The organism is Streptomyces sp. NPDC057617, assembly GCF_042800555.1.
Classification (GTDB): Bacteria; Actinomycetota; Actinomycetes; order Streptomycetales; family Streptomycetaceae; genus Streptomyces.
On sequence record NZ_JBHVGV010000012.1, the window covers coordinates 272,026 to 295,327 of the forward strand.

23 protein-coding genes and 1 pseudogene are annotated in these 23,302 nt (G+C 71.8%); 16 read left to right on the top strand and 8 right to left on the bottom strand.

Features of this window, described 5'->3' with window-relative positions; all coding sequences use genetic code 11:
• Positions 1-64 precede the first annotated feature (64 nt).
• From ACFU9P_RS27590 to ACFU9P_RS27605, 4 genes are all read left to right on the top strand, one after another.
• Positions 65-1,282 (top strand): helix-turn-helix domain-containing protein, encoded by a 1,218-nt coding sequence (locus tag ACFU9P_RS27590; protein ID WP_376383639.1) that lies wholly within the window; start codon positions 65-67, stop codon positions 1,280-1,282.
• Positions 1,283-1,818: 536 nt separating this feature from the next.
• A complete protein-coding gene (locus tag ACFU9P_RS27595; RefSeq protein WP_384085753.1) occupies positions 1,819-2,229 on the top strand; it encodes a DUF6415 family natural product biosynthesis protein in 411 nt (136 codons plus the stop codon).
• On the top strand, positions 2,222-2,674 hold the full coding sequence (locus ACFU9P_RS27600; protein ID WP_376383600.1) for an ATP-binding protein: 453 nt from the start codon (positions 2,222-2,224) through the stop codon (positions 2,672-2,674). Before ACFU9P_RS27595 ends, ACFU9P_RS27600 begins: the two co-directional genes overlap by 8 nt.
• The gene (locus ACFU9P_RS27605) at positions 2,671-3,363 is read left to right on the top strand and encodes a hypothetical protein (protein ID WP_384085757.1); all 693 of its coding nucleotides are present in this window, start codon (positions 2,671-2,673) and stop codon (positions 3,361-3,363) included. Before ACFU9P_RS27600 ends, ACFU9P_RS27605 begins: the two co-directional genes overlap by 4 nt.
• A 128-nt stretch (positions 3,364-3,491) precedes the next feature.
• Here the strand turns inward: ACFU9P_RS27605 and ACFU9P_RS27610 are convergent.
• A pseudogene (locus ACFU9P_RS27610) lies at positions 3,492-3,653 on the bottom strand (Si-specific NAD(P)(+) transhydrogenase); the annotation flags it as partial.
• Between the two features lie 178 nt (positions 3,654-3,831).
• Between ACFU9P_RS27610 and ACFU9P_RS27615 the strand changes: the two are divergent.
• The 3 genes from ACFU9P_RS27615 to ACFU9P_RS27625 all read left to right on the top strand — a co-directional run bounded on the left by ACFU9P_RS27615 (position 3,832) and on the right by ACFU9P_RS27625 (position 6,742).
• Complete coding sequence (locus ACFU9P_RS27615; RefSeq protein WP_384085760.1) at positions 3,832-4,842, top strand: alpha/beta hydrolase; 1,011 nt, start codon at positions 3,832-3,834, stop codon at positions 4,840-4,842.
• Between the two features lie 67 nt (positions 4,843-4,909).
• Positions 4,910-5,929 carry a helix-turn-helix domain-containing protein gene (locus ACFU9P_RS27620; protein ID WP_384085763.1) on the top strand — a complete coding sequence of 340 codons (1,020 nt, stop codon included), beginning with the start codon at positions 4,910-4,912 and terminating at the stop codon, positions 5,927-5,929.
• A 36-nt stretch (positions 5,930-5,965) separates the two neighbouring features.
• Entirely contained in the window at positions 5,966-6,742 is a 777-nt protein-coding gene (locus ACFU9P_RS27625) for a class I SAM-dependent methyltransferase (RefSeq protein ID WP_384085766.1), read from the top strand.
• Positions 6,743-6,755: 13 nt separating this feature from the next.
• On the opposite strand, the gene ACFU9P_RS27630 is transcribed toward ACFU9P_RS27625, so the two are convergent.
• Complete coding sequence (locus tag ACFU9P_RS27630) at positions 6,756-7,250, bottom strand: DUF5954 family protein (RefSeq protein WP_384085770.1); 495 nt, start codon at positions 7,248-7,250, stop codon at positions 6,756-6,758.
• 210 nt (positions 7,251-7,460) lie between these two features.
• Between ACFU9P_RS27630 and ACFU9P_RS27635 the strand changes: the two genes are divergently transcribed.
• Positions 7,461-8,345, top strand: a complete 885-nt coding sequence (locus tag ACFU9P_RS27635; RefSeq protein ID WP_384085772.1) for a class I SAM-dependent methyltransferase — start codon at positions 7,461-7,463, stop codon at positions 8,343-8,345.
• Between the two features lie 25 nt (positions 8,346-8,370).
• Here the strand turns inward: ACFU9P_RS27635 and ACFU9P_RS27640 are convergent, their stop codons facing one another.
• The 4 genes from ACFU9P_RS27640 to ACFU9P_RS27655 all read right to left on the bottom strand — a co-directional run bounded on the left by ACFU9P_RS27640 (position 8,371) and on the right by ACFU9P_RS27655 (position 12,488).
• Positions 8,371-9,372 (bottom strand): hypothetical protein, encoded by a 1,002-nt coding sequence (locus ACFU9P_RS27640; protein ID WP_376383564.1) that lies wholly within the window; start codon positions 9,370-9,372, stop codon positions 8,371-8,373.
• A 114-nt stretch (positions 9,373-9,486) separates the two neighbouring features.
• A complete protein-coding gene (locus tag ACFU9P_RS27645) occupies positions 9,487-10,749 on the bottom strand; it encodes a D-arabinono-1,4-lactone oxidase (RefSeq protein WP_384085853.1) in 1,263 nt (420 codons plus the stop codon).
• Between the two features lie 213 nt (positions 10,750-10,962).
• Complete coding sequence (locus ACFU9P_RS27650; protein ID WP_384085775.1) at positions 10,963-11,532, bottom strand: NUDIX hydrolase; 570 nt, start codon at positions 11,530-11,532, stop codon at positions 10,963-10,965.
• Between the two features lie 140 nt (positions 11,533-11,672).
• Positions 11,673-12,488: an SAM-dependent methyltransferase gene (locus ACFU9P_RS27655; protein ID WP_384085778.1), complete on the bottom strand. Its 816-nt coding sequence runs from the start codon at positions 12,486-12,488 to the stop codon at positions 11,673-11,675.
• Positions 12,489-12,602: 114 nt separating this feature from the next.
• Between ACFU9P_RS27655 and ACFU9P_RS27660 the strand changes: the two genes are divergently transcribed.
• From ACFU9P_RS27660 to ACFU9P_RS27680, 5 genes are all read left to right on the top strand, one after another.
• On the top strand, positions 12,603-13,415 hold the full coding sequence (locus ACFU9P_RS27660) for a sulfite exporter TauE/SafE family protein (RefSeq protein WP_384085781.1): 813 nt from the start codon (positions 12,603-12,605) through the stop codon (positions 13,413-13,415).
• Between the two features lie 71 nt (positions 13,416-13,486).
• Positions 13,487-14,593, top strand: coding sequence for an ABC transporter permease (locus ACFU9P_RS27665; RefSeq protein ID WP_384085784.1), 1,107 nt, complete (start codon positions 13,487-13,489; stop codon positions 14,591-14,593).
• Between the two features lie 33 nt (positions 14,594-14,626).
• Complete coding sequence (locus tag ACFU9P_RS27670) at positions 14,627-16,318, top strand: protein kinase (RefSeq protein WP_384085787.1); 1,692 nt, start codon at positions 14,627-14,629, stop codon at positions 16,316-16,318.
• A gap of 174 nt (positions 16,319-16,492) precedes the next feature.
• A complete protein-coding gene (locus tag ACFU9P_RS27675) occupies positions 16,493-17,008 on the top strand; it encodes a DUF4232 domain-containing protein (RefSeq protein WP_376383551.1) in 516 nt (171 codons plus the stop codon).
• A gap of 337 nt (positions 17,009-17,345) precedes the next feature.
• Complete coding sequence (locus ACFU9P_RS27680) at positions 17,346-18,173, top strand: VOC family protein (RefSeq protein ID WP_384085791.1); 828 nt, start codon at positions 17,346-17,348, stop codon at positions 18,171-18,173.
• Between the two features lie 84 nt (positions 18,174-18,257).
• Here ACFU9P_RS27680 and ACFU9P_RS27685 read toward each other — a convergent pair whose 3' ends face one another.
• Complete coding sequence (locus ACFU9P_RS27685; RefSeq protein ID WP_376383547.1) at positions 18,258-18,575, bottom strand: UBP-type zinc finger domain-containing protein; 318 nt, start codon at positions 18,573-18,575, stop codon at positions 18,258-18,260.
• A gap of 291 nt (positions 18,576-18,866) precedes the next feature.
• On the opposite strand from ACFU9P_RS27685, the gene ACFU9P_RS27690 reads away from it, so the two are divergent.
• The 3 genes from ACFU9P_RS27690 to ACFU9P_RS27700 all read left to right on the top strand — a co-directional run bounded on the left by ACFU9P_RS27690 (position 18,867) and on the right by ACFU9P_RS27700 (position 22,282).
• On the top strand, positions 18,867-19,775 hold the full coding sequence (locus ACFU9P_RS27690) for a hypothetical protein (protein WP_384085794.1): 909 nt from the start codon (positions 18,867-18,869) through the stop codon (positions 19,773-19,775).
• Between the two features lie 170 nt (positions 19,776-19,945).
• Complete coding sequence (locus ACFU9P_RS27695; protein ID WP_376383543.1) at positions 19,946-21,664, top strand: PHP domain-containing protein; 1,719 nt, start codon at positions 19,946-19,948, stop codon at positions 21,662-21,664.
• A 162-nt stretch (positions 21,665-21,826) separates the two neighbouring features.
• Positions 21,827-22,282 (top strand): hypothetical protein, encoded by a 456-nt coding sequence (locus ACFU9P_RS27700; protein ID WP_384085799.1) that lies wholly within the window; start codon positions 21,827-21,829, stop codon positions 22,280-22,282.
• A 6-nt stretch (positions 22,283-22,288) separates the two neighbouring features.
• Here the strand turns inward: ACFU9P_RS27700 and ACFU9P_RS27705 are convergent, their stop codons facing one another.
• Positions 22,289-23,188, bottom strand: coding sequence for an NAD-dependent epimerase/dehydratase family protein (locus ACFU9P_RS27705; protein WP_384085802.1), 900 nt, complete (start codon positions 23,186-23,188; stop codon positions 22,289-22,291).
• Positions 23,189-23,302 lie beyond the last annotated feature (114 nt).

Sequence of the window (23,302 nt, forward strand, 5' to 3'; positions counted from 1 at the left end):
TCACACAACCGAGCACGGAACGCCCTACCCTGGCGGTACCCAGCCAGGGGAAGGCGACCGCGTGATGGGCTCACCAGGATTCCGTGTCGGTGATCGGGTCAAGTACTACCGCAAGACGAACGGCAACCGCAGCCAAGTCGTCGTCGCCGGTCTGTGCGGAATCACCGAGCGCTACCTCTCGATGATCGAGAACGGTCAGAAGACTCCCTCGGCGGACGTCCTGTCCCGGCTGGCTTCCGAACTTGGCGTTCCCATTGCCGCACTCCTCAGTGACAGCCCCGGCCGTGAGCCCGTACCAGCGGACCAGACTGCTCCCGATGTCGCCCGCGCCCTCATGGGATACAGCCGGCCACCTATCAGCACTCCAGTCGCGCCCCCGGCCTACCTGCGAGAGCGTGTGGAACAGGCATGGCGGATCTGGCAGACGAGCAAGGCACGGTTCACCCAGGCCGAGACGACCTTTCCCGCACTGATCGAGGATGTCGAACACGCGCTGCGTGCACACCGCCGGGGCACCGATCCCGACGCCCGGCGCGACATCCTCCGTACCGCCGCAGATCTGTACGGCCTGCTGCGGTCGTACTGCCGCCGCGCTGGACGCCTGGACCTGTCACTCATCGCCGCCGACCGAGCCATCCGCGCCGCTGAGGACGCCGACGATCCGGTGCGCATCGCCGCTGCACAGTGGAATCTCGGGCATGTCCTGTTGTCGGACGACCGGGATGGCGCCGCGGGGGAGGCGAAGGAAGTCGCGCTGGCAGCGGTGGATCAGACCAAGAGCGAAGCGAGCACATCCGAACTGACTGCGGTGCAGGGCGCCTTGGAGTTGGTGGCAGTGGTCTCCGACGCTCGGCAGCGCAATTGGTGGCAGGCCCGGGATCGGCTGGAGAAGAGGGCCGTCCCCCTCGCTAAGAGAGCCGGAGAGGGCAACGTACAGCGAACCGTTTTCGGACCGACCAACGTCGATCTCCACGCCATGAGTATCGAGATGCTGGCTGGTGAGGCGGCGGAGGCACTGAGGCTGGCCGATCACGTCGACACCGCTGGCTTGCCCTCCCGCGAGCGCCGCTTCACCTTCGGACTGGAGGTGGCCCGCTGCTACGACCTCCGCCGCGAGGACGCCGCCGTCTACGTCCATCTCCTGGGCCTGGAGGAGTTGGCGCCTGAAGATCTGGCACGCAGCCCTCAGTCGCGCAGTCTCGTATCCGGCCTGGTGAAGCGCGTTCGGCCCACGTACAAGCAGCAGGTCACTGAGCTTGCGGGTCGACTCGGAGTTGTCTGACCATCCCGAACTGACGGTTCACCCGAACTGAGAGTTCGGGTTGAGATGCTGCCGTCTCCATACGGTCGCTGTATCACTCAGCGACCGCCATGGAGACGAAGCGGATGAAAATCAGGCGCACGACGGGCTTTGACCTCGTGCGGGTGGCCCGGTTCTACGCGCTCCAGGCTCTGGAGCGGATTGCTGCTCCGGGAGCCATTGCGGTCGAGCCGATAGCCACCGCACCCGCAATGCTCTTCCTCGTTCCGCCGGGGAGCAGCAGTGAGTGGAGTGTGCCAAGGACGACCGTGCTGGTCGAGGGCTCGCTCGTGCTGCCCTCGGAGGAGCGTCGGTCACCTCCCGGCGCGTACTGGCTGATTCCGCCGAGTCACGGCCGACTGCACACCGACGTGCATCACCTGCGCTGTGCGCTGGAAGCGGTCCTCAGTCCTCCCACCCGACGTCCGCCCATCCCCGAGCTGATCGCATCACTTCTGCCCGGGGCACCCTTACGCATCCCCACGCCACCCCGGCGACCGCGGACACGGTCCCGGGGCATGGCCAACGCCAGATCAAGAGAGAGCGTCGACATGCCCGAATCCACCGCCAGACCCACGACACCGGAAGCTGACTCCCGGCCGCTCGACCCGCTCGACTTTGCGACGATGGTGGTTACGGCACGGAGCGTGGACAACTTGGATGACGGGGTGCCGGACGAGGACCTGGAGACGGTTACGCTTCGGCTCCGTGGCCACCTGGCCCTGCTGATTCCGGAATTGGAGCACCGTCTCGGCCGGCTCGGCGAAACCGACAGGGCTCGTGCTGAGGCGGGGATCGGGGAGGCCCGGCGACGTCTGGACGCGGGGCCCGGGCCGCTCGGTCCGGGGCGTCACGCGCAGATCCTGGGGCGGTCCGTGATCGCCCTGTGTGCGCACCTGGGCCACGGTCAGGAGATCGACGATGCCTGAGTTCCCGGAGCCGTGGCGGCCGTCGGGCTGCGGGAGTGTTGTGCTGCGGTGGAGCAGTCACCCGCGGTGTGTGGCGCTGGCGCGGATGGAGTTGCGGAAGGCGTTGGCCGATTGGGGGCTGTCCGCTCTGGAGGACTCGGCCGTCCTGATCCTTTCCGAGCTGTTCAGCAACGCGAGCTTGCACGCCAGGGTGACGCCGGAGCAGGTCATCGAGACGCACTACTTCCGCAGCTCGGGCGGGTTACGGATCGAGGTGCACGACGGTTCGCCGGACCGGCCGCAGCCGCGTACGCCTGACCCAGAGGCGTCGGACGGGCGGGGGCTCCTGCTCGTGGAGGCTCTGGCGGACGAGTGGGGCGTGGCCGACCGCGCCGGGCCGGGGAAGATGGTCTGGGCGTCACTCTCTGTGCCGGTCGTACGGCCCAGTGAGCGGGACTGCTCGTGACCGCGCCGGTGGGGAAGCCTCCGGTCGTGCCGTACATCGCGTGCTGGTCCTCGGAGCACCGGCCTCAGGGCACGTTGGTTGTCCGCGGCGGCGGCATCGCGTACGTCGACGAGGGACCGTACGAACGTGACGACCTGGGCGTCCTGTGGAAACGGGTCGGGATCAGCCCCGGTAAGGGGCGTCCGGAGTTCGGGAATGTGCACTTCCTGCGCCAGCGGCGGGCCATGCGGAAGCTGCTGTGCCAGATCTGCGGCGGGCCCTCCGACCGTACCGACGACGGCACGCTCTGGGTGGTCGGCGAGGACGCGGACTACCCGGAGCTGCACAAGCCCGGCTACGTCACCACCCATCCGCCGCTGTGCGTACCGTGTGCGGTCGCGTCGGTCGGAGCATGCCCCCACTTACGCAAACGTTACGTCGCCCTGCGCGTGAAGACTTTCGTGGTGGCGGGAGTGCACGGAGTCCTCTACCAGCCGGGCGGACTGTTCCCGGTCATGTACGACGCGGGCGGAGTCACGTTCGAAAGCCGGCGGCTCCCCTGGGTCCTCGCGGGCCAACTGATCATGGAATTTCAAGAGTTCACGATCGTGGACCTGGAGGCGGAGCACGCCGCGCACCTGAAGCGGACAGAGGCACGGGCCACGCTCCTCGGCGCTCGGCTCGGCGGCGGCTGTCCCCATCCCTCGTAGGCCCAGTACGAGACCCATGGCGACCAATTCGGGTTAAGAGTCGCACCGTGAACACCTTCCCGAGCCAGTGGCCTGGAAGCCCCTGGCTCGGGCAGGTCTACGGCCTCGCCGCTTGGGATCTGGAAGCCCCGGGCGGCGAGATCCGCGACGGTGATCTCTTCCTTGAGCCGGTAGCTCTGGCCGTACAGATCCCGCTGGGTGAGCCCTGTGAGATAGAGCACCGCTTCGCGCAGTGTCTTGGAAGGGGTGGTTCCGGTATGGATGGAGATACCGCCGACCATATTGGCCCGCCCGGGACCTGCCGCGTTCACTTACGGTGTGGCGTTTTCGGGGGTGGGGCCGCGAGGGGCGGCACCCGCCGGACGGCGGGTGATCTCCGCCACCTGGCGCTGCCCGGGCGCACCGGACCGGAGGCAGGATGGCTGGACCGGCCACAGAGAGGTGACCGCGCGCAGAGGGAGAGAGCCGATGACCGCCACGTCGTCCTCGTACGTTCCGTCCGCCGAGGGCCGGACCGGGCCCCCGCCGCCCTTCGATCCCGAGCTGGCGGCGGCGCTCGATGTGATCAGGGAGCAGCTCGGGGACACCCTGAAGCTGGACGATCTCCCGTCCATACGGCAGGCCGGGAATCTGGGCCGGCTGTCGGACGAGGACCTGCGACGGGACGGCGCCTTCGAGGTCGAGGAGCGTACGGTGCCGGGGCCGGCCGGTGAGCCGGACATCTCCCTCCTCATCTGCCGCCCGGCCGGAGCGGGTACGGGGCTGGCCGCCGTCTACAACATCCACGGCGGCGGCATGGTCATCGGGGACAACCGGACCGGCGTCGACCGGCTGCTCGACTGGGCACAGGAGCTGAGCCTGGTCATCGTGTCCGTGGAGTACCGGCTGGCCCCCGAGCACCCGCATCCCGCCCCGGTGGAGGACTCCTACGCCGGGCTGGTCTGGACTGCGGAGCACGCCGCCGAGCTGGGGATCGACCCCGCGAGGATCGTGGTCGGCGGCGGCAGCGCCGGGGGCGGTCTCTCGGCGGCGGTCGCCCTGCTGGCGCGGGACCGCGGCGGCCCGGCCCTGGCCGGGCAGATGCTGCTGTGCCCGATGCTCGACGACCGTAACGACACGCCCTCCAGCCTTCAGATGGCCGGCCTGGGGGTGTGGGACCACGCGGCGAACCACACCGGGTGGACCGCCCTGCTGGGCGAGCGTCGCGGTGGCGCGGAGGTCTCCCCGTACGCGGCTCCGGCCAGGGCCGAGGATCTGTCGGGGCTGCCTCCGGCGTTCATCGATGTCGGTTCGGCGGAGACCTTCCGGGACGAGGACGTGACCTACGCCACTCGGCTCTGGCAGTCGGGCGGCCAGGCCGAACTGCATGTGTGGCCCGGCGGTTTCCACGGTTTCGACGGGCTGGCGCCCCAGGCCGCGGTGTCCCAGGCGGCCAGGGCCGCCCAGCTCTCCTGGCTGCGCCGGCTGCTCGCCGACTGACCCGCGTCCGGTTGACCGGCGGGAACCGACCGTTGGCACCGGCCGTCGGACGGCGCAGGATGAAACGGTGAAAGAGCTGGCGGGCAGGCTCGCGGCACTCGACCCCGACGCGGGCGCGGCGCTCCAGGTGATCGCGTACTTCGACCGGCTGGTCGAGGGTCGCGCGGGCCTGGAGTCCCTGGTGCGCGGCGCGGCCGTGCTGTCGGGCTGCGCGGCCCGACTGGTGGACGAGGCGCGCGGGGTACGGATCCGGGTGGGCGCCGACGGGGTACGGCAGGACGGCGGCGGCCCCGCCGATCCCGGCTGGATGTCGGCCGCGCTGGTGCCGGGCGGCGGCGCGGCGGTGTGGCTGGAGCGGACCGGGCCGCCGGACGGGGTGCACGCGATGGTGCTGGAGCGGGCCGCGGCGGCCGCCCGCGATGTCCTCGACCGGACCCGGGGCCGGGCGCCCGTGGAGGGCCCGGCGGCCGATCCGGCCTCGGTGGAGGTGCTGCTGGACGCCTCGGCACCGGAGCAGGCCCGGCGGCAGGCCGCCGTACGCCTCGGTCTGCGGGACGCGGCGCTCGCCCGCGCGGTGGCGCCCGCGGGAGGTCCTGTGGTGGTCGAGGCGATGCCCTCCTCCGGCGCGCGTACGCCGTCCGTCGGCGGCCGGCGCGCCGGGATCGGCCCGGCCGTGCCCGTACCGGAGCTGCCCGCTTCGGCGGCAGCCGCGCGGACCGCGCTGCGGTTCACGGCGGAGGGCAGCGAGCAGGATCCCGGGCCGAGGATCGTGTACGCGGACGGCTTGGGCGGTCTTGCGCTGCTGGCTGACGCGGTCGGCCCGGGCACGGAACCGGTGCCCGACGTCCGCGCGCTCGACCGCGCGATCGCCGCCGCCCCCTGGGCCGCCGTCACACTCCAGACGGTCGCCTTCGCGACGAGCCTGCGGGCCGCGGCGGCGGAGCTGACCCTGCATCACTCGACGCTCCAGGACCGGCTGGCGCAGGCCGAGCACTGGCTCGGCTGGCCGGTGCAGGAGCCGCACGGCCGGCTGCGTCTCCAGCTCGCACTGACGGTATGGCGGCTGCACCGCAACCAGCACCTCTGAGCGCCGGGGCCGGGGATCTCGTTAAGCTGGCCGACGATGTTCACCCCTGAGGGTCCGACCCTGCGCGAACTCGCCGTCCAGGCAATGTCGTCCGTCGAGCGTGGCTACGACCTGCTCGCCCCGAAGTTCGACCGGACGCCGTTCCGTACCCCCGACGATCTGCTGGACGCGGTCGTACGGGCCGCCCGGCCGCTCGGGCCGTTCCGGAGCGGGCTCGACATCTGCTGCGGGACCGGGGCCGGGGTGGGGGTGCTGCGGCGGCTCTGCGAGGAGCGGGTCGTCGGGGTCGACTTCAGCGCGGGCATGCTCGCCGCCGCCAAGGACGCTGCCGGGTCCGCCGCACCGGATGACATGCCGGACGCTCCGGATACTCCAGCTCCGGGTGCTCCGGGTGCTCCGGCCACGCACTGGGTACGGGCCGATGCCCGCGCGCTCCCACTGGCGCCCGTCTTCGATCTGGCCGTGAGTTTCGGCGCGTTCGGGCATTTCCTGCCGGCCGAGCGGCCTGCCCTGTTCGCGCAGGCGCGGGCCGCGCTCCGGCCGGGCGGCCTGTTCGTCTTCCCCGTCCCCGCGCCGCCCCGGGTGGGCTCGAAGCTCTACTGGGCGCTCTGGGGGTTCGACACGGCGATGCGCCTGCGCAATCTGGTGTGGCGCCCGCCGTTCGTCATGTACTACCGCACGTTCCGGCTTCCGGACGTGCTGGACGAGCTGGCCGGGGCGGGCTTCACCATCACTGTGCGCCCCCTCTCCGGCCTCGGTCTCCGGCCCGACGGCAGCCCCCGGTGCGCGCTGGTGGTGGCGCGCAACGCGTGAGCCGGGAGCCCGGTCAGTCGTCCAGGGGCCGGCCGGGACCGCGCGGTCCTGGCCGCTCGTCGAACACCTCGGGGAACTCCCGGTCGTGGCGCCGCGGCGTCTGCGGGCCGTGCGCGGTCATGATGACGGTCTGCTCGATCCGCACCACACGGTAGACGTCCTCGCCGATGATCACCTGGTCCTCGCCCCGGGCGACGGCCTCCGCGGCCCGGGTGAAACGCGGAGCCAGTTCGCCCGCGCTCGCGGCCCGCAGCCGCAGCACATCGCGGAGATCCGCCCGCGCCTCCTCCTCGGCCGGAACGGCGGGGAAGAGCTGCCGCCACCCCCGGTCCTCGTGGAGCATCGCGGAGTAGCCCGTGTAGTGCGCGACGGACATCCGGTCCGTGTCGGGGCCGTCCACCGGGAACGCCCGTCTCAGTGCCTCCTCACGCTGCCCCAGCTCCAGCAGCCGCCGGGCGGCCGCATCGTCGAATACACCGTCCGCCGTGTCGTCCGAGTTCGCGCTCATACGAGCAGAGTGCCGTATGAACGCGGTCCGTGCTGCACAGATACAAGGATCATCCGGTGTAAATCCGGCCATCTTTCCGTCATGCGAATTCGCCACCGCTGGGCGTGATAACCGCAGGCAGGAGGCGTTGAATGGGGAGTGCGGAGGGCATAGGCAGCAGGCACAGGCGCGAGGCGCAGGGCAGTCGAGCGGTACGGGAAGCGATCCGCCATGGACCAGGACCAGCGGCCCCAGGGTGAGGACCACGGCAGGCAGCGCAGCGGGACGGAGACGGTCGCGCTGACGGGCGTCCCCGAGACCCTGCTGTGGAATCTGTATCTGCGGGCGTGCGCCGCGCGGCAGCCGTCCTGGAAGTTCCACGATCCCAGGGCGGTCGAGTTGGTCGACGCCATCGACTACCCCTTCGCCGAGACCTTCGGCCCGCCGAGCCCGTTCCTGGCGCAGGGCCACGCCCTGCGGGTCCGTAGCTTCGACACCGTCGTACGGCACTTCCTCACCGAGCGCCCCTACGGCACGGTCGTCGCGCTGGGCGAAGGGCTGGAGACCCAGTTCTGGCGGGTGGACAACGGCCGGATGAGCTGGCTGACCGTGGAGCTGCCCGAGACCGCGGCCGTCCGGCGACGGCTGCTCCCCGACGGCGACCGGCGCCGTACCTACCCGTGTTCCGTGCTGGATCCGGCCTGGCCGGACCAGGTCGGCACGGCCCATGGGGTGCTCGTCACGGCGCAGGGGCTGCTCATGTATCTGCGGCCGCCGGAGGTACGCGAGGTGATCGCGACCTGTGCCGGGCGCTTCGCGGGCGGGGCGCTGGTCTTCGACGCCGTCCCGAGGTGGTTCAGCGCCTGTACGAGGCGTGGCGCGATGCGGACCCGCCGGGGCTATGCCGTACCGCCGATGCCCTGGGGCATGGACGCGGGTGAGCTGCGGAAGGTGTTCGGGGCGCATCCCTGCATCACGGCCGTACGCGAAGTGCCGCCGCCGCGGGGGCTCGGTCCGTACTACGGCGTGGTCCAGCCGGTACTGCGGCGGGTGCCCGTCGTACGGAACCTCCGGCCCACCATGACCGTACTGACCCGGTTCGCGGCCCGGCCGTGATCGGGCAGCCCGTGGGCCGGCTCTGTTACGCCTGCCCGCTCAGGGCACGCACCGCCGCCTTCGAAGCCCTCTCGACCATGGCGACGCCCGCCTCCTTGCTGGCGCTGCCCCGCGAGAGCACTGTCAGCAGATAGCCGTGCCCGTCCACCGTCACGCGCCCGATGCTGTTGATGTCCCACAGGCCGGTCGCGGTCCGCGGCAGCCAGCCGTTCTTCAGCCCGGTGAGCGTCCCCGCCGCGGACACGCCCCAGTCCTGGTCCGTCGACACCGTGCCCATCAGCCCCCTTATAAAGGTCTGTGAGGCCTCACTGAGGTCGGACTCGGAGTCGTCACCGAACACGGCGGAGAGCAGGACCAGTTGATCGGCGGCCGTGGTCTGGGTCAGCCCCCAGTGGCCGTTCACTCCGGCGGTCGTCGCCTTCAGCCCGAGTCTTCGGTTCGCCTTGTCCAGGCCGGACGACCCGCCGATCGCAATCCACAGCGCGTCCGCCGAGGCGTTGTCGCTGAGGCGGATCATGGAGGTCGCGTACTCCTTCTCCTCCGCCGTCAGATGGCGGTCCTGGTCCTGTGCCTGCAGCAGCAGGGCCACCAGGATGTCGACCTTGACGATGCTCGCCGTGTCATAGGTCTTCCCGGACCCGTACGACGCCGTGTCCCCGTCCTCCGTGTCCAGCACCGCCACCGAGAGGGAGGCCGAGGTGGACTTCACGACCGGTCCGAGCGAGGTGGCCAGCGCCTCGTCCGGATCCACCGCGGGCTTGTCCGGCTCTGCCGAGGGCTTGTCCGGCTTCGGCGAGGGCTTGCCATCGGCCCCGGAGCCCCGGCCGGCCTCCCCGGCCCGTACCGCGCCCACCGCCCGGAGCCCCGGCAGCGGGGCCGCACCGGATCCCGGCGGAACCGGCGCGACGGCAGCCCGAGCCGGCACCGGAGCGTCGCCGCCGGTGGTCAGCAGGAGACCGCCGGCCGCGACCCATCCGGTGACCAGGAGGGCGGTGACGGGGTTCGGAGCGATTCTGTGCCGGGCCATGGCGTGAGGTTAGAAACAGATTCTGTGATGTGGATATGTTCCAGGTAATAGGTTGGTGACAATAATCCCGGCACCCATATTGGCGGACGATCCGCCCGGTAGTGCGGACGCGGCCTATCTTCCGGGGAAATACCGGCCGATCAGCTCATTGCGGAACACCCCACGCGGGTCGAGCTTCGCGATGAGCGCCTCGAAGTCCGCGTACCGCTCGTACAGCTCCCGGACCCGCTCCGGGCTCATCGTGAAGACCTTCCCCCAGTGCGGCCGGGCGGCGAACGGTGCCAGTGCCTCCTCGATGGCGTCCAGTACCGGTGTCACCGCTGCCATGTCCGGGTGCCAGGTGAAGTGGAAGGCGACCGAGTCGCGGCCGTACGCCGGGCTCAGCCACAGATCGTCCGCCGCGACCGTCCTGATCTCACCGATCTGGAGGGCCGGCGCGATCCGCCCGCCGATCGCCGTCAGCGCGTCGAAGGCCGCGGGGCCGTCCTCGCGCGCGACGAAGTACTCGCTCTGGAGTTCGTCACCGTTGCTGGGGGTGAACTCGGGCCGGAAGTGCGGCAGCCGCTCGTGCCAGGGCCCGGGCACACCGCCCTGTACGGTGCACGTCCCGGCGTCCATACCGGGCACCGGATGGCGGGGGCCGTCGGCGAGCGCCGCGCCCAGCCAGGTGTCCGGCGCGGGGTCCTGACGGCCGTCGCCGGTGCGCTCCTTCAGCCAGACCTGGTCGATCCGGCCGGTCCGCCAAGTGGTGAAGAGGCTCACGCTGTAGGCGGCGGAGAGCACCTCGTCGAACCGCTCGCGCAGCCGCTCGTACGGGAGGCCCTCGTACACCCACTGCCGGATGTCGTACGCCGGTACGAGGTCCAGTGTCATCCGGGTGATGACACCGGCCGCGCCCAGGGCGACGACGGCGCCCGCGAAGTCCTCGTCGTCCCTGGTCAGGGTGAGAGTCCCGCCGTCGGCGGTGACGAGTTCCAGGGCGCGGACCGCGGAGGCCAGATTGCCGTTGCCGGAACCGGAGCCATGCGTTCCGGTGGCGCAGGCGCCCGCGACGGAGATGTGCGGGAGCGAGCCGAGATTGTGCAGCGCCAGGCCCGCGCGGTGCACGGCGCCGGTGAACTCGGCGAACCGCAGGCCCGCGCCGACCGTGACCGTACGGGCCTGCTCGTCGACCTCCACGGTCTTCGGCAGCCCGGCCACGGAGACCAGATCGCCGTGGGTGTCCGCGAGGGTGTTGAACGAATGACCGCTGCCCAGCACCCGCACCGAACCGCTCCCGGCGACGATCTCCCGCAGCCGCTCCTCGGACGAAGGGGTGTGCAGGCGGGCCGCGTTGAAGGTGATGTTCCCCGCCCAGTTCGTCACCACAGGCGGTATGGCGGACCCGCCGGACTCGCCGGGCCCACTCGGCTCACCGGACTCGCCGGGGGCGGTGGGGCTTTCTGGCGCGTGGGGCACGGCGTTCTCCCTTGTCCGTTTCTTCCTGCCGAAATCTTCCTTCCAGGACTCTGACATGCGTGTCCTCGGGACGGACAACCGCCCGGGCCGGGACCCCCGGCCCAGGGACCCGCAGCCCGGCTTCGGCTTCGGTCAGCCGAGCAGTGCCCCCACCCGCCGCAGTGCCTCGCGGACATTGGCCTCGGCGGCGGCCTCCATCGCCTCGGGCACGGACATCCAGCGCAGCGGCGCGTCGGGCCGCTCCGGGCGCGCCGCCTCCGGCCGGTCCGTGGACAGGACGAAGCGCAGGTCGGCGTGGTCGTGGGCCGGCTCACCACCGCCCGCGGGCACCCCGACGATCACCACCTGGACGAGTGAAGGACCGGCGCCGTCGGGATACGGATACGGGACCAGATCGTCGAGCCCGGTCTCCTCGGCCGCCTCCCGCAGCGCGATATCGAGCGGCTCGGTCTCGCCGGGGTCGCCATGGCCGCCCACCTGGAGCCAGGACCCCAGCCGTCCGTGCCAGCGCAGCAGCACCCGCGCGCTCGCGGGGTGGACGATCAGCGCGGACGCCGTGACATGCAGCGGAGTCGAACGCAGCCAGGGATCGGCGGCACTCTCCGCCAGCGCGCGGACGCGCCCGACATCGGCGGCCTCGGCCGGGTCCTCCGTCCGGTATCGCGACAGCGCCTCGATGATCGGCCGGCCCACAGCCTCCATGACGTACCCCCTGCATATGCCTGGTCGGTGCCGCGCGGTCCTCGCGGGGCACGGAGGAGGCTACGGAATTCCCGGCGCCGGTGTCCTCCGGGTTTTCGGGGCGCCCTGCCCGTACGCCGGGTCCGGGACGGGCCGTGTCCTCACGGTTTGCGGCCCACTCCGCTCCACATCGGGATGTCGGCGGCGGGCGCGTCGTCCGGTCCGGGCCGCCACCGCGGCAGCGACACCACTCCGGGCGCGAGCACCTCCGTACCGTCGAAGAACCGTGCCACCTGGTCATGGGTACGAGGTGTGGCCGCGGCGTGCGCGGCGGCGCGCTCGTTGTAGACGCGCATCGACTCGGCGACCTCGGCGGCGGTGATGTCGGACGCCGGGTGGGAGATCACCAGATGGCTGCCGGAGGGCAGCGCGCCGAGCAGACGGCGGACGACGCCGTACGGATCGTCGGCGTCCGGGATGTACTGGAGGACCGCCACCAGCATCAGCCCGACCGGCTCGCGGAAGTCCAGGGTGTGGCGGGCCTCGGCGAGGATCGTCTCCACATCGCGGGCGTCCGCCTCGATGTAGTCGGTCCGGCCCTCGGGCGAACCGGCGAGCAGGGCGCGGGAGTGGGCCAGCACGATCCGGTCGTTGTCGACATAGACGACCCGGGAGTCCGGGGCTGTGGACTGGGCGACCTCATGGGTGTTGTCGGCGGCGGGGATGCCGGTGCCGATGTCCAGGAACTGGCGGATGCCGGCCTCGGCCGCGAGGAAGCGGACGGTCCTGCCGAGGAAGGCGCGGTTGGCGCGGACGGCGGGGACGATTCCGGGATTGGCCTCGGCCGCGCGCTCGGCGGCCTCCGCGTCGGCGGGGAAGTGGTCCTTGCCGCCCAGCCACGCGTTGTAGACCCGCGCCGGATGGGCCGCGTCCGAGTCGAACTCGGCGGGCCGCTCCGGTGGCCGCTGCGCACTCATCGCACTCACCTCTCGGGCCTTCCGCCTGCCGTCGGCTCTGGGGTGTGATCTTCGCTGCACTCCCAGCCTACGCAGCGGGCACCCGGACCATCGGGCATACCATCAGACGTTGGCATGGACATCACTTGGTGGGGATTCACCGCGCTCGCCGCGGCCGCGGCGCTCGTCGGCTTCTCGAAGACCGCGGTGAGCGGTGCGAATACGGTCAGTCTGGCCGTGTTCGCCGCCGTACTGCCCGCCCGGGGTTCGACGGGTGTGCTGCTGCCCCTGCTGATCATGGGCGATGTGCTCGCGGTGCTGACGTACCGGCGGCATGCGCACTGGCCGACCCTGTGGCGGCTGTTTCCGGCGGTCGCGGCGGGCGTCGTGGTCGGGACGGTCTTTCTGCTCTGGGCCGACGACGAGGCCGTCCGTACGTCGATCGGGGCGATCCTGCTGCTGATGGCCGGGGTTACGGTCTGGCGGCGGCGCGCGGGAGCGGACGCCACGAAGGAGCCGGGCGAGTCCGGCCCGCAGGCTGGCGACGACACCGGCCGGGGCTCGGGTGCCACGGACCGCCCCGGGCCTTCGGGCGGTCGCCTCAAGGCCCGTTCGTACGGAGTGCTCAGCGGGTTCACGACGATGGTCGCCAACGCGGGCGGCCCGGTCATGTCGATGTATCTGCTCTCCGCGGGGTTCCGGAAGCTCGGCTTCCTGGGCACCTCGGCGTGGTTCTTCCTGATCGTCAATCTCACCAAGGTGCCGTTCAGCGTGGGGCTCGGTCTGATCGACGCCCGCTCGCTCCTGCTGGACGCGGCGCTGGTCCTCTTCGTGTTCCCCGGCGCCTATATCGGCAAGGTCTGCGCGGACCGGATCGACCAGCGGCTCTTCGAGCGGCTGGTGATCGCGGCGACCGTGCTCGGCGGGCTTCAGCTGCTGCTCCGCTGACCACGCCTCGACCGCCTCCGGGGGCTCCGGCTCGCACCGGGATTCCGATTTGGTTGGTTTACGGTGCTTTCATGCCTGAGGATCATGAAGGCCGCGCCCGCTCCGGCCGTACGCGCGGCGTGCTCCGGACCATCGCCGGCTGGTGGGCCGCCTTCGTCTCCTCGCCCTTTCTGCCCGCTTTCGTCATCATGGTCATCGCCGCCACGGCCGCCGGGCTCTTCGCGGGTTCGTACACGTACAACATGGCTAACCCGACGCCGCACCGGATCCCCGCCGCCGTGGTCGGCCCCACGCACACCGCGACCGCCACCGCCTTCGTGGAGGGCATGGAGAAGCGGCTCAACGCCGGGCTCGAACTGCATCCCTACGCCACCGACGCCGCCGCGCGCCATGGAGTCGAGGAGCAGCAGGTGTTCGCGATCCTGACCTTTCTGCCGCACCGCGTCGATTTCGCCGTGGCGAGCGCCGCCGGGGCTTCCGTGGCCGAGGTGCTCACGGAGGCGGCTCCCGTGGTGGGCAGGTCCCTCGGTGTCCCGGTGCGGATCAGCGATGTCAAGCCTCTCCAGAAGGGCGATCCACGCGGACTCGCGCTCTTCTACATCTCGATCGCGGCCGTCATCATCGGCTTCGTCGGCGCCACTCAGCTCAATATCCACGCGAGCGCGCTCAACGCCGGGGAGCGCATCGCCTGCACCGCCGCGCAGTCGCTGCTCGGCGGCTTCGCCATCGCGGCGGTGGTGGACTGGTGGCTGGGCGCGATCCGGTTCCCGTTCGTCGAGTCCTGGCTGATCCTGGGGTTCACGATGTTCACCACCGGCATGGTCTTCACCATGTTCAACACCCTTTTCGGACGGTGGGCGTTGATCCCCACCTGGGGGCTGATGGTTGTGCTCGGCAATCCGTCCTCAGGCGGAGCCGTCTCCTGGCCCCTGCTGCCCTCGCTGCTGGGGCACATCGGACGCTGGCTGCCGCCGGGCGCCTCAATCAACGCCCAGCACACCGCGGTCTACTTCGGCAACGCGCAGCACGCCTTCCCCTTTGTCGTCCTGGCGTGCTGGGCGCTGGTGTCCACGACGGTCTTCCTGATCCGGCGCGAACGCCACCCCGGCGGCCGGGGACCCGAGCCCGTCCCGCCGAGGGGAGGCACCGGCCGGGATCAGGATGCGGGCGCGGTATGACCGGTCCGTACGCATGGCTCTACCCTGAGCGCCATGAACGCAGGGGGCCAGGAAAGACGCGTGATCGACGGCCGGTTCGAGCTGCTGGGCCGGCTCGGCGCGGGCGGTATGGGAATGGTGTGGCGCGCCCGTGATCTGGCGCTCCACCGCGAGGTGGCGCTCAAGGAGGTACGGCCGCCCGACCCCGCTCTGCTCGCCGCGGATCCGGCGGCGGCCAGGACGCTCCGCGAGCGGGTGCTGCGGGAGGCCAGGGCGCTGGCCAGGATCGATCACCCGGGTGTGGTGACGATCCATCACATCGTGGACGCGGCGGAGATCCCGCATCCCTGGATCGTCATGGAGCTGGTGCAGGGGCAGTCGCTCCAGGAGCGGCTCGCCCAGGGCCTGCTGACACCCGGCGAGGCCGCCGCGATCGGGCGCGGGGTGCTGGCGGCGCTGCGCGCGGCGCACGCGGCCGGGATCCACCACCGGGATGTGAAGCCCGCCAATGTGCTGCTGCGCCCGGACGGCAGACCGGTGCTCACGGACTTCGGTATCGCGGCGCTCCAGGGGACGACCGGGCTGACGGCCACCGGTGAACTCATCGGCTCCCCCGAGTACATCGCCCCCGAGCGGATCCGCGGCGACGAGGGCCGTACCGCCTCGGACCTGTGGTCGCTGGGCATGCTGCTGTACGTGTCGGTCGAGGGCGCGCATCCGCTGCGCCGGACCACTCCGCTCGCCACGCTGGCCGCCGTGCTCGACGAGGGGATACCGCAGCCCGTGCGGTCCGGGCCGCTCGGGCCCGTGGTGATGGCGCTGCTGGACCGGAACCCGGACGCCCGGCCCGGGGCGGCCGAGCTGGACCGGCTGCTCGCCGCGATCCCCGAGAAGCCCGGTTTCGGGCCGGCCGCGCCGGACACCGTACCGGCGCACCTGCCGCCGACCGTGGTGACACCCGCGCCGACCGTCCACGGGCAGCGCCCCACCCCGCCGCCGCCCGCCTTCCGGTCGCCGACGGCGCCCTTCTCGGCGCCCGCGTCACCCGCACCGCGCGGGCCCGCGCCGCTCACCACCACCCGGACGCGTCCGGGCCGCGCCCGCGGGAACCCGGTCGTCCCGATCGCCGCGGCCGTCGTCGGGGTCGGTCTCACCGGCGTACTGGTCTGGACGCTCCTCCCGGGCAACGTCACCACCGAGGACAACTCCTCCGGCCCGGACCGGACCGTGAGCGGCGCCCCCGTCGACCCCGGCGCCCAGACCTCCGATCCGGCCGCCCCGTACCAGCGGTCCGCGAAGTCGCTGCTCACACCCTCGGCCGCCAGGGAGGTGATCCAGAAGCTCAAGCCGGTCATGGGCGGTACGGAGGTCACCAACTTCAAGCTGTACGGCGAGTACGCGTCGGCCGACGCGCCGGTCGCGGGGAACAAGGAGCTGTACGACACCTACGACTACCGGGGCGGCCGGACGACCAAGAGGGCGGGCGGCACACTCTCCGCCGACGACGGCACGGTCGATCTGACGTCGATCAACTGGGACGCCCTGCCCGCCCTGCTCAGCAGGGCCGACAAGGATCTCGGTGTCGACAAGCCGACCTACACCTATGTCATCGTCGAAGGGGCCTGGACCTTCGCCGATGGCAAGCCCACCCTGCTCGTCTATGTGGCGGACGACTACGGCGGTGCCTTTCTGGCCGCCGACATCTCGGGCAAGGTGCTGGAGACCCATCCCCGGAAGGGAAACTGACCGGCCGTCACCCGGGCGGTGGCGAACACTCGCCGAACAGGGCGGTAGGCACAACCACCCGGTCCGTTCGCGTGTCATCTCGGGTGGGCGGCACAGCACATGACCCAGGCCGGACGTCAACGCGCCCGGCGCCGTGCCGTCCTCCGACCGATCGACCGAAACGGGGAAACCTCCATGCGTATCCGTCCTGTCCTCGCCGTACCGGCCGCCGCCCTTCTTCTGGTGGCCGGCACCGGTGCCTCGGCCGCCGTCGCCGCCCCGGCGGCCCTCCCCACCTGCCGCGAGGCCGCGGTCTCGGTGAGCGCCGCGCCCGGTGCCACGGCCCATGCCGTCCGGATCAGCGTCACCAACGAGAGCCGGCGCGCCTGTGCCGTCGACCGCATCCCCACCGTCACCTTCGGGGACCTGGACGGCGCGGCCCTGCCCGTGCCCCCGGTGGAGAGCGCCCCGTACCGGCTCGCCGCCGGAGGCTCCGCGTACGCCGCCGTGCGCACCCTCGACCCGAACGCCACGGAAACCCGTACGGTCGCGTATCTGACGGTGGCGGCCGACCCGTCGCACTACGGCGAGTCGTTCGACGCGGCGTCGGTGGGATCGCCCGGGGGCATCGTGGTCTGGGAGCCGGTCACCACGCTGTGGCAGCCCACCCGCGCCGCGGCGGACGCGGCCCTCGCCGCCGCGGTCCGCTGACATCCCGCCGGGGTCCGCATGCCCGGCGGACCCCGGCCCGGCGTCGGCCTGGCAGAGTAGAAGGGCCGGACGAAACATGCCGGCCGAAACGTACGGACAGCGGTAACACGCAGGGGCGGCTAGGGTCTTTCGTTTGGGTCTGGCTGGATCAGGGAGCGGGGTCTGGTGCCGTGGATCGCAAGGCGGAGGAGGGAGCCCACGCGGAGGGGGTCCCTCCCACGCCCTTAAGGCTGTGGGGGAGTAGGCGACCACGACAACGCGGCGAGGCGCGGTGCCAGGGCACGCGAGCCCAGCCAGACCCAAACGAGAGGCCCTGGGGTAGTGGGGTGCGGCGGGCGTGACGGACGAGGGTGGAGTGAGCGGTGTGGAGCAGGACAACCGGGACAAGACGGAGTCGCAGACGGTCGCGGGGGCACCCTGCTGGGTGACGCTCCTCTCGCGTGAACTGCCCGCGGCCCAGGCCTTCTACGGTGATGTGCTGGGCTGGTCGTACCGTCCCGCGGGGCTCGGCGAGGACTTCTGTGTCGCCCTCTCCGACGGGATGCCGGTCGCGGGCATCGGCGCGCTGGCCTCCTCCCTCCAGGTCGCCGTCTCCTGGACGCCGTACTTCGCGGTGGCAGATGTGGACGCGGCGGCGGCCCGGATCAGGGAGCGCGGCGCGACCGTGGCGGTGGGACCGCTGGCCTTCCACTCGGGCCGGGCGGCCCTCGCCACCGACCCCGACGGCGCGGCCTTCGGGATCTGGGAGGGCGCGGTGCGCTCGGACTGGACGGTGGGGCGCGGGAGCGCGCCGGCCTGGCTGGAGCTGCGTACCCGCGACACCACGGACGCGGCCCGCTTCTACAGCCAGGTCCTCGGCTGGGCGCCGGAGACCGAGGGCGGTTTCACGCTCGTACGGGAGGACGATCACGCCGTGCTGCGGCAGGACGAGCATGTGGTGGCCAAGATCCGGGACGGCGGTGTGCAGGCCGTGCCGGACCCGCGGATCAGGCCGCGGTGGCATGTCTACTTCCGGGTAGGGGAGGTGCCGGGCGCGGTCGACGCGGCGCTGAAGAGCGGAGGCGCGCTGCTGTCACCGGAGGCGGCCTCGCCGGAGCTGCGGGAGGCGACGCTGCGGGATCCGGACGGCGCGCTGTTCACGGTGACGTCGGAGGCGACGGGCTGACGGGTCGGCCGTCGACGAGCCGGCGCGCCCGCCGGGCGTCCCGTGGGGGGCAGCCGCCGCCCGGGGCGCCCGGTTCCTTCCCGGTCAGGCGGGCCGTTCCGGGGGAACGCCCTCGACCTCGAAGACGACCTCGTCCTCGTAGCACCACCACCAGCCCTCGCCGGGCTCGAAGGACCGGATGAGCGGGTGCCCGGTGGCCTCGTAGTGCGCGGTCGCGTGCTTGTTCTTGGAGGAGTCGCAGCAGCCGATGTGCCCGCACGTCTGGCACTCCCGCAGATGCACCCAGGTGTCGCCGAGCGCGACACACTCCGGGCAGGTGTCCAGGCTGTCCGGGTCCACCGGCCCGACATCCGCGAGATGACTACAGATCATCCCGCCGATCCGCTCTTCTTCGTCGTCCATCACGCCGCCGCCCGTCCGACCGCACCGGTCCCGTCGAGTCAGTCGCCTCTTCACCGTACGGCCGGTCCCCCGCGACCGCCAGCAGAGCGCGACCACCCGGGTACCGGGAGGGCTCGGCCGGGGCCGGGAGCGGAACCCCGGCGACGGCCCCGGAGCGACTTGACACGCCTCTGACATCGGAGAACTCTTGTCACCCGGCGCCCGGCCGGGGGCGAACGGGGCACGGGGGGTAGTGCAGTGACACAGACGCGCGCGCGTATACGTATGGGGCTCTCGGGGAAGGCCACGGCGGTGAGCGCGGTACTGGCGCTCACGCTCCCGCTGGCCGGCTGCGACTCGGCCGGTGACAGCGGCGGCGCCACGTCGGCCCCACCGGTCACCACACCCGCGCCGAGTCCCACGCCCACCGTCGACCCCGCCGCGTACCGCCGGGAGCTCACCACCACCCTCGGCCCGCTCGACAAAGCCCTGCGCGCGGTGGACAAGGCGCGGGAGGACGCCGCGCTGAGCAAGGCGTTCGGCACGGCCGCCGCGGCGGCGAACACCGCCGCCGCCTCGCTGGACATCGCCAAGACCCCTGAGGACGCCGTCAGCGGCAATGCCGCGCTCGCCGCCTCGCTGCGCGGGCTGAGCCAGGACCTGGAGGACGCGCGGGGCGACCAGGGGCGCTGCGCCACCTCGCCACGCGTCGAGCTGAACGCGGCCGGCGGTCTCCAGCCCGTACGGGACGCCGGCGCCGCCCTCTCCGAGCTGGGCTACCCCGTCCATCTGAAGCTGCCGAGGACCGAGAAGCCGAAACACCGGCGGCTCGGCAACGGCTCCTTTGTGAAGGACAGCGGACGCGGCGGCCTCGGGCAGCTCACCATCAGGAACGGCACCAGCTCCGACGCGGTGATCTCGCTGACCCGCGGCAAGCGGACCGTCTTCACGGTGTACGTGCGCAAGGACTCCAAGACGACCGTACGCCGCGTCAAGGACGGTTCGTACACGGTGTACTTCACCTCGGGCACGGACTGGAACTCGTCGAAGAAGTCCTTCACCCGCGACTGCTCCTTCGAGAAGTTCGACGACAAGGCGGACTTCCGTACGGTCGATGTGTCCGGGGGCACCCAGTACACGGTGCTGACCTTCTCGCTCGCGAAGACGATCGGCGGCAACGCCACTACCACCGAGGTCCCCGCGGACGAGTTCCCGTCCTGACCCGGGCCGTCAGGAGGCGGGTGATACCCGCCTCCCGGCCCCCCGGAAACGGGATGACAGGTTCCGTACGGCTTTCAACATATGGCGTACGAGCTGCCGTCACCGGATCTTCACGTGGCCGATCGAACATCTGACTCGCTGAGCATCACAGGTATCGGCGAGGAGCAGAAATGGGCCACGGGCATCACCACCCGCATGACCACGGGCACGACCACACGCACGACAACCCGGCCGAGAACGGCCCCCTGCCCGCGGCGCTCGACGCCGGCGTGCCGGACAGCGAGCTGTCCCCGAGCCAGCTCTCCCGCCGCTCGATGCTGCGCCGCGCGGGCCTCCTCGGCGCCGGTCTGGCCGGAGCGGGCGTCCTCGGCGGTGCCACGACCGCCGCCGCCGACTCCAGCGGCTCCCCCCTGGGCGACCGCTCCAAGAGCAACGGTTTCCTGTGGCTGGCGGGCGACCACCACATCCACACGCAGTACAGCGACGACGGCAAGTACCGCGTCATCGACCAGGTCCGCCAGGGCACGGCGCACGGCCTGGACTGGATGGTCATCACCGACCACGGCAGCCAGACACACGCCAAGATCGGCGTGGACAAGGTCAACCCGGACATCCAGGAAGCCCGCGAGAAGTTCAAGGACCAGCTCGTCTTCCAGGGCCTGGAGTGGAACATCCCGGGCGCCGAGCACGCCACGGTCTTCGTGCACCCGGGCCGCAACGAGGTGGAGGTGCTGAAGAAGTTCGAGAACGACTACGACGGCAGCCTCCACCCGAGCAGCGACAACGGCGTCAACGAGGCCCTGGCCATCTCCGGCCTGCAGTTCCTCGCCGACCAGGTGCGCCGCCGCAAGGTCGACGACGCCGTGATGCTGGCCAACCACCCGGCCCGCAACGGCATCGACTCGCCGCACGAGATCCGCGGCTGGCGCGACGCCACCTCGTCCGACCACCCGATCGCCATCGGCATGGAGGGTGCCCCCGGCCACCAGGCCGCCGGTCTGCCCAAGCCCAAGGGCGGCGGCCAGGCCCGTGGCTTCTACGGCAACAACCCCAATGCCAACTCCTTCCCGGCCTACCCGGCGGACAGCTACCGCACCTGGGGCGGCTTCGACTGGATGACCTCGACGGTCGGCGGTCTCTGGGACAGCCTCCTGGCCGAGGGCAAGCCGTGGTGGATCACCGCCAACTCCGACTCGCACCGGGTCTACGCCGAGCCCTCCGTCTACGGCCCCGACGACAACTTCTCGGTCAACGGCAGGCACTCCGACCCCGTCTACGGCAACGACGGCCTCAACCTCACCGAGGGCGACTACTGGCCGGGCCACTACAGCCGTACGCACGTCGGCGCGGACCGGTTCTCGTACGCGGCGGTCATGGACGGCATGCGCGCGGGCCGGATCTGGGTCGACCACGGCGCGCTGATCAGCGGCCTCGACGTCCGGATCAAGGGCAGCAGCCGCTGGACCACGCTCGGTGGCGCGCTGCACACCAAGCGCGGTGACAATGTCGAGCTGACCATCGACATCGCGCTGGCCAACGGCGCCAACTGGGCGCAGTTCGTGCCGAAGCTGGCCCGTGTCGACATCATCCAGGGCGATGTCACGGGCCCGGTGCGCGACAAGGACACCTTCACCGCGCCGACCGCGAAGGTCGTCAAGTCCTTCGAGGTCAACAAGTCGACGGGCACCGTCCGCCTCACGTACAAGCTGGGCCGGGTCTCCACCCCGCTGTACGTCCGGCTGCGCGGCACCGACGGCAACCGCAGCGCGGTGGGCGTCCACGGCGCGGCGGTCGACCCGTTCGGTCCGGCGATCGATGTCGTCGGTGACGCCGACCCGTGGAAGGACCTGTGGTTCTACTCCAACCCCATCTGGGTCCTGCCTTCCTGAAACGGATCCTGAGAGCGGGGAACTTTCCGAGACGGTCCGCCGTTGAGGAGAAGTGAGAGGGTGCGGGCCGGAGTCCCCGGTTCCACACTCTCCCCTGTACGGCCCCGACTGGAATCCCCCGTCCGGTCGGGGCCTTTCTCATCCCGCGCAGAGGGGGGAACGGTGGCGGGCGGTTTCGAGGCGGCCACGGGCGACGGACCGGCGCCCGGCACGGAGCCGCGGGCGCGGGCGGCCGAGGTCCGTGTCGCCTTCGAGGGGCTGCTGCAGATCCGGCGGCTGACACATACGGGCGGCGGTGATCCGGCGGCCGTACCGGCGCCCTGGGAGCGGCAGCGGCCGGTGCGGGCGGTGGCACTGGCACTGGAGGCGGCCGGGCTGGCGCCGTCGGCGGTGGACGAGGCGGGGCTGCGGACCGCGACCGGGTTCCGTGTGCTCGCCGGCGAGCGGCCCGCGAGCGTACGGGTGGAGTGGCTGGGCCCGCCCGGGGGCGGGGCCGCGCAGGACGAGGAGCGCGCGCTGACGGAGTGCGCGGCGGTGCTGGAACGGCTGGGCTGGGAGGCGCTGCTCTACCGGGGCCCGCGCCGCCGTCGCTTCCTGGAGGTGGAGCCGCTGCCCTAGCGGTCCTCAATCACCGGACGGGTCGGATCGGCCAGGCTCACTCAGCTCGCCCAGCGCGTCCGTGTGGCGGGGTTCCCAGCCCAGTACGGACCGGGCCCGCGCCCCCGTGAGCCGCTGGTCGAGCGCGAACGCCTCGGCGACCGGCCCCATCCGGTCGACCGCCTGAGCGAGCGTCAGCCGTTCCGTACGGCCGGGGCAGCCCGCCGCGCGCCCGACCGCACCGGCGATCCCGGCCAGCGTGGGGTGTTCCTCGGTCACTCCGGCGAAGACCGATCCGGCGGGCGCGTCCAGCGCCAGGACGAAAAGCTCCGCGATGTCCTCGACATGGACCACCGTCCAGTGGTTGGAGCCGTCGCCGATCAGGGGCACCGCCCCGGACTCCCGCGCCGGACCGGCGAGGAACGCCTCGATGAGCCCGCCGCCCCCGCCGTAGACGACGCCCGGCATGACGACGACCGGGTGTCCCCCGGTGGCCGCGCGGGCGAGGACGCGCTCCTCGTTGGCGAGCCGCCACGCGGTGATCGCCGGCGGATTCCTCGGCGCGTCCTCGTCGACGACGACGCCGGTGTTCCCGTACACCCAGACCCCGCCGGTGTGGACATACGGTCCGGAGCCCACGCCGTCCTGCAAGGCGTCGGCGGCCCCGCGGTCCACGGTGGCCGCGTCCGCCGTGGCCTCGGCGCCGAGATGGATCACCCCGTCCGCGCGGGACGCGGCCTCGCGCAGCACATCGGTATCGGTGAGGCTGCCCCGTACGGGCTCGGCGCCCAGCCGGGACACGGTCTCGGCGGACCGGTCGCTGCGGACCAGCGCGGTCACGCCGATCCCGTGGTCGCGCAGGGCGGCGATGGTGCGGCGGCCGATATAGCCGGAGCCGCCCGTGAGGAAAACCGTGCTGACCGGCATGTCCCGCCTCCACTGCTCCCGGGCCGCTGTCCGTCCCCCGTCATCCTGCTCGACGGGCGGCCGCATCGCACGCCGGAGCGGCCGAAGCGGCCCGCGGACGGGAGGATCTCCGTC